5 protein-coding genes are annotated in these 6,434 nt (G+C 35.2%); 4 read left to right on the forward strand and 1 reads right to left on the reverse strand.

What is annotated here, in order from left to right:
• The first annotated feature begins 337 nt into the window (after positions 1 to 337).
• The 3 genes from M3183_RS26355 to M3183_RS26365 all read left to right on the forward strand — a co-directional run bounded on the left by M3183_RS26355 (position 338) and on the right by M3183_RS26365 (position 3,215).
• Positions 338 to 997 (forward strand): response regulator transcription factor, encoded by a 660-nt coding sequence (locus tag M3183_RS26355; RefSeq protein ID WP_251474950.1) that lies wholly within the window; start codon positions 338 to 340, stop codon positions 995 to 997.
• Between the two features lie 203 nt (positions 998 to 1,200).
• Positions 1,201 to 2,418: a HAMP domain-containing sensor histidine kinase gene (locus M3183_RS26360; protein WP_251474952.1), complete on the forward strand. Its 1,218-nt coding sequence runs from the start codon at positions 1,201 to 1,203 to the stop codon at positions 2,416 to 2,418.
• A gap of 104 nt (positions 2,419 to 2,522) precedes the next feature.
• Positions 2,523 to 3,215, forward strand: a complete 693-nt coding sequence (locus M3183_RS26365; protein ID WP_251474961.1) for a PepSY domain-containing protein — start codon at positions 2,523 to 2,525, stop codon at positions 3,213 to 3,215.
• A gap of 237 nt (positions 3,216 to 3,452) precedes the next feature.
• Here the strand turns inward: M3183_RS26365 and M3183_RS26370 are convergent, their stop codons facing one another.
• A complete protein-coding gene (locus M3183_RS26370; protein ID WP_251474964.1) occupies positions 3,453 to 4,649 on the reverse strand; it encodes a class I SAM-dependent rRNA methyltransferase in 1,197 nt (398 codons plus the stop codon).
• A gap of 170 nt (positions 4,650 to 4,819) precedes the next feature.
• On the opposite strand from M3183_RS26370, the gene M3183_RS26375 reads away from it, so the two are divergent.
• Positions 4,820 to 6,265 carry a DEAD/DEAH box helicase gene (locus M3183_RS26375; protein ID WP_251474976.1) on the forward strand — a complete coding sequence of 482 codons (1,446 nt, stop codon included), beginning with the start codon at positions 4,820 to 4,822 and terminating at the stop codon, positions 6,263 to 6,265.
• The last annotated feature ends 169 nt before the right edge of the window (positions 6,266 to 6,434 follow it).

Consider the following 6,434-nt stretch of genomic DNA (forward strand, 5'->3'; position numbering starts at 1 on the left):
AATCGTATCTAACTGAGGGAGCTTAAATAGTAAAAAATAAGCGGAGTTTTTTCCGTTATTCAATGAAAAGCACCCGATTTTAGCAGTTTAAAATCAAATAAGGGAAATTCCTCCGTCTATTTCAGCTTATTAACATCCAATTTCCTAAATAAGGGGAATTTCTACCCCTATTTTTTGAATGAATCTTAAAGAGGGAGCAAAAAGCAACAATCTTTTAGAAAAGAGCCTTAGGAAAAGATACAGAGGATTAAATTTTACAACTTCTTTACAACTCGGAAATAACTTTTAAATACTTTATATTAAAAATAGATTTAGCACGATAAATTGGAGGAAGCGGATGAAAAGGATATTAGTTGTAGAAGATGATCAAGCAATATCTAACTTAATCTATTTAAATTTAGACCTGGCAGGATATGAAAGTTCCCAAGTATTTAGCAGCCATGAGGCACTTCAATTATTGAGAGAACAAGCTTTTGATCTCATTTTGCTGGATGTCATGCTGCCAGATATGGATGGATTTGAGTTGTTAGAGAAAATCCGTCCATACCAGATTCCTGTGATTTTTATTACCGCTAAAAATGGGCTTACAGACAAAGTGAAAGGTCTTAAACTAGGAGCGGAGGATTATCTTGTAAAGCCTTTTGAGGCAATGGAGTTACTTGCACGAATTGAGGTCGTGTTAAGGCGATTCAGTGAGCATAAAAATGTCATTATGTTTGAAGATTTGGAAATAGATGAAGAGGAAAGAATTGTCCGTAAAGATGGCAGCATGATTGACTTAACTCTTAAAGAGTATGAACTCCTTTTGTTGCTCGTTAGGAATAGAAACAAGGCCCTTTCCCGAGAAAAAATTCTAGAATCAGTGTGGGGGTACGATTATCTTGGAGAAACTCGAACAGTTGATATTCATATTCAAAAGCTTAGAAAAAAGCTTCATTGGAGTGAACACATTACCACTGTTTACAAATTTGGATATAGGTTGGAAAGTAACCAATGAAACTTTGGCAAAAAATATTTATTTGTACCTTTCTATTATTTGAGGCGGTATTTAATAGCAGCATTCCACTTCTAATTCAATATACCTTTAACCAAAACTTAAAAAGGGAAATAGAACGTGGGCTCACGGAACAACTAATTCTGTACACCAGCCTCCAAGCAAACAGTAAATATGCTAGTGACGCCTTTGAATTTTCACAAGACTTGTTAGAAAGCTTTTTAAAAATAACATTCCAAGAAAACACACAGTATTTTGATAAAAAAGGTGTTTTCATTGAAGTTCTGGACGACAAAAACCATCCTATTTATTCAAATTTTACCTTTCATTATAAAAAAAGGCGGCTGGAATTAGAGGCTCCACTCACGCAAAACAGGCATTATATCATTAGGGATATAAATAATAAAACCTTTTTATTCGTCACAAATGGCTTAAAAATTAAAGATCAGACCTTCAAATTCACCTATATACGAAATATTTCCAGCGTATACCAAGACCGCAAAGGGCAATACAATCTATTTCTAAAGCTCAATCTTATTATTGCACTCTTACTTGCTGTATCCTTGTACGCTTTAGCCCGATTTTTTACTTATCCTATAAGCATACTGAAAAAATCAACCCAAACGATTGCTGGCGGAGATTTTTCCGAAAGGGTGAAAATAGAATCAACGGATGAAGTTGGCATGCTTGCGGAAAACTTTAATCAGATGGCTGAAGCGATAGAAGATAAGATAAAGGAATTAGAAAAGAATGCAGAGCAGAAACAACATTTTATTGAGGCCATTACACACGAAATTAAAACCCCTTTGACATCTATTATCGGCTATGCTGACTTTTTAAGATCTACCAAGTATAATGAAAAAATCTTTCTTGAATCCTTAGATTATATTTATCATGAGGGAAAACGACTAGAGGCACTTTCCTTCAAACTTATGGATTTGATTCTCTTAAAAAGTAAGGACTTTCAAATGAAACAGGAAGACATGTTCTTTTTATGCAAAGAAGCAGCAGATGTTCTTAGACACCGATTTGAAGCAAAAAATATTACTTTAAGCATTCATTTAGACGAGGCCAAAGCCACTGTTGATAAAGATTTGATTAAAGTACTTCTGACAAATTTACTGGATAATGCCATAAAAGCCTCTACAGAAGGAAGTACCGTACGTTTAAGCTTGAAAAAGCATAAAGATAAAATTATTATTCGTATTTCTGATCAAGGGATCGGTATATCTGAAGAAGATATGGAAAGAATTTTCGATCCATTTTTTACTGTTGATAAAGCTCGAACAAGAGCAAATGGTGGAGCAGGCATTGGTTTAGCCATATGTGCTGAAATAGTAAAGCTTCATGACGGTGAAATTTACGTACACAGTGAAATAGGCAAAGGAACGGATTTTGAAATTACGCTTCCTTTAACCTTGTAGATATTACAACTTCTTTACAAGTAATCGAAACTTATCCAATATCTGTTCAATATAATCAAAATTGGAGATGGCCAAATCCGATCAATAAGTTATGGAGGATAAGAATGATGAATTTAAAAATCAACAAAAAAATTATTGTACCTGCACTTGCATCCCTAATTTTGCTAGGAGGTATCGGCGGAACAGCTTTGGCTGCAAAAAACGGTGACATTGTAAAAAAGAATGTCCTGATGGCAGAGAAAATGACAACAAGCAGCAATGATGCTTCTAATGGACAAGTGTCAATTGGAAATCCACCTAAATCTAATATCTCTAAAGTTCAGGCTGTGGACATTGCTAAAAAGGCATTTAAAACTATTTTTGGCGTAGAGATTAAAGATGGAGAGTACAAACTAGAAACAGATTATTTTGATAAGGAAAAGAATAAACAATCTTATAAAGGCAAATCAATTTGGACGGTTTCCTGGATAAATAAACAAATAGATACGAACAAAAATAACATTCAATTTAATTCTGCTTTCATCGATGCACAAACTGGAGAAATACTAAGTATGACCAGCCAAGACACAACTGATGCAAAAGCAACTAACATTTTAAGCAATGATGCTGCAAAAACTATGGTTGCCGATTTTGTTCAATCAAAGAACTTAACAAACGGAGCTGCCATAAAAGAAATTCAAGTTACTAATACAATTCCTAAAAAAGTAATCATTGCCGAAGTGAAACTCGATAACGGAAAAGGATTAGCAGTATTGATTAGCACTAAGACTAACAAAATTATCAGTTGGAAAAACTAAATAATAGAGTAACGGATCACGCTGCAATAGAATTTCGATTGTGTTAACAGAGCCTTCTGTAATCCCATACAATGCATACAACAAATTAGCACCTCTCCTACTACTTTGGGAAGGTGCTATGATAATTTTTAAAAACCTTATTTACTTATGGTACGGTTCACCGTAATGTATCTAAATGAGGTTATTTTTAAATCTGTCATTTCTACGCTTGACTGGATTGATATCATTCGCCTTTTTCTATGATAAATTCTTAATAAACACAACCTTAAGATAGTCACCTTCTGGAAATTCTTTTATTGTTTTAAAGTCCTTCGGAAGGGAAAATTCTTCAATTAGCTGATATTTCCTGTTCACTTCTTTAAATGCCTGATCAATAAAACTTTTAAATTTTTTCATATTAAAAGAGCTCGTATTGGTGGACGCTACGATAATCCCCTCGTCTTTTGTTATTGCAATAGCTTCCTTTAAAAGATCTTTGTAGTCCTTTTCAGCGCTGAATACTATTTTTTTTGACCTTGCGAAGCTTGGGGGATCCAGGATAACCAAATCAAACGTTAGCTTCTTTTTCACCGCATACTTAAAGTAATGGAACACGTCTTCGACAATAATATCCTGTGATTCATAATCCAGCCCGTTCAAACTAAACTGCTCAATGGTCTTGTTTAAGCTTCTATTGGCTAAATCCACACTTGTTGTTTTAACGGAGCCTCCTACGGCAGCAAATACTGAAAACGCACCTGTGTAAGAAAAGGTGTTCAGTACGCTTTTTCCTTCCGCATAAGCATCCCTAATCCTTTTTCTTACATCTCTTTGATCTAAAAATATACCAACCATTGCACCTTCATTTAAGTAAACAGCGAAGTTTACTCCATTTTCTTTTACGATAATCGGGAAGGTTCCTCTTTCTCCCGCTACGAAATCATCTTCTTCAATATATTTGCCGCTAACATCAAATCTTTTCTTTTGATAAATGGCCTTAAACTCAACCAATTCTTTCAGAGCATTTATAATATACTCCCTAAATCGGTAAATCCCTTTGCTATACCAGTTGATTAAATAGTAGCCATCAAAATAATCTATTGTTAATCCGCCTAAACCATCGCCTTCGCCATTTACTATTCTGAAAGCATTGGTATCCCGGCTTTTAAACAACAGCTCCCTATAGTTAATCGCATCTCTCAATTTATTCACAAAAAATCTTTGGTCAATCTGTTCATTCTCGTTTCTGCTAAGTACCCACCCGAAACCTTTATTTTGTTTGCCAAAATAGCCTTTTGCTATGAACTTATTCTTTTCATCAAGGAGACGGATAATGGTCCCTTCTTCAGTAGCTTCGTTCAAATTCATTATGGCTTCCTTTGATATAAGCGGATAACCGCTATTATATTTATTTACAAACTTACCCTTTAATGTAAAATTAACGTATTCTCCCATCATGTCATCCTATCAAAAATTTTTTAACTCACTCCATATTGTATATAATCATTATGCGAGTCATCCATGCTAAACATACTAGATAATCATATCATTTACCAAATGTATATGATATTTTTTGGAGAGAATTCTATACATATGTCGGAAAAAACAATAAATGAGGTTAAAAAATGAGTAAAAGAAGTTTTGCGGATTATCATATAAGCGATGAAATAAAAAGAACACTAGCTGTGTTAAAGTATGAAACTCCAACAGAAGTTCAGAGTGAAGTCATTCCATTAGCAATGGAAAAGCAAGATCTTGTCGTAAAATCTCAAACAGGAAGCGGCAAGACGGCCTCCTTTGGTATTCCTGTTTGCGAAATGATTGAATGGGAGGAAAAAAAACCACAGGCCTTAATCCTTACCCCCACTAGGGAGCTTGCAGTACAAGTCCGTGATGATATTACGAATATTGGAAGGTTTAAACGCATTAAAGCGGTTGCCGTCTATGGGAAAGAACCTTTTTCAAAACAAAAGGAAGAATTGAAACAAAAGACTCATGTAGTCGTCGGTACACCAGGACGGGTCATAGACCATATTCAACGAGAAACCCTAGTTTTAGATAAAATAAGGTATCTTATCATAGATGAAGCAGATGAGATGCTTAATAGAGGTTTTATAAATGAAGTAGAAGAGATCATCAAAGAGCTTCCTTTAGAGAGGGCAACGATGGTCTTTTCTGCCACCTTACCTAAAGATGTGGAAAATCTCTGCCATAAATATATGAGAAATCCAATTCATATTGAGATTGAAACAACTGGGGTAACGGCCGATACCATTGAACATTTTTTAATTGATGTGAAAGAAGAAGAAAAGATTTCACTCCTTAAAGACGTTACGATTGTAGAAAATCCAGACAGCTGCCTAATTTTCTGCCGAACCAAAGAACATGTCGATGCTGTGTATAGCGAACTGGAAAAAGCTAAATATTCTTGTGAAAGACTCCATGGTGGACTAGAACAAGAAGATCGGTTTGCTGTTATGAAAGGTTTCAAATTGGGGAACTTCCGCTATCTGGTGGCCACCGATGTAGCTGCCAGAGGTATTGACATTGATAATGTGACACTTGTCATCAACTATGACGTTCCTATGGAAAAAGAGAGCTATGTGCACCGAACCGGGAGAACCGGCCGTTCCGGAAAAAAAGGAAAAGCCATTACGTTTTCAACACCTTTTGAAGGAAAGTTCATTAAAGCAATAGAAAAATACATCGGCTTTGAGATTCCTACTATAGAAGCTCCCAGACAACAGGAAGTAGCCGGTGGAAGAGCTGCTTTCGAAGAAAAACTTGGTGGCAGGCGAGTTGTAAGAAATAATAAAACAGCCCGAATCAATCAAGATATTATGAAACTCCATTTCAGCGGTGGTAAGAAGAAGAAAATCCGTGCTGTTGATTTTGTTGGAACAATCGCAAAAATCTCTGGAGTCACAGTAGATGATATCGGCATTATAACCATCCATGATCATATGTCATATGTTGAAATTCTGAATGGAAAGGGCTCACTAGTTTTACAAGCCATGGAGAATGCGACTATCAAAGGAAAGAAGTTGAAAGTGAGCAAAGCAATTAAATAAACTAATTTTGTAGAAAAATCTTTAATCCCCCTCACTTTAAAAAGGAGGCCACTGAAAATCTTCGATTTTTTAGGAGACAAAATAAAATATAAAAAAAAGACGACTCAAGAATTCCAAAAGGTTGAATTTTGAGTCGCTTTTTTGATTAAGTGGGATATATATTCCACTT

Source organism: Neobacillus mesonae (assembly GCF_023715155.1).
Taxonomy (GTDB): Bacteria; Bacillota; Bacilli; order Bacillales; family Cytobacillaceae; genus Neobacillus; species Neobacillus mesonae_A.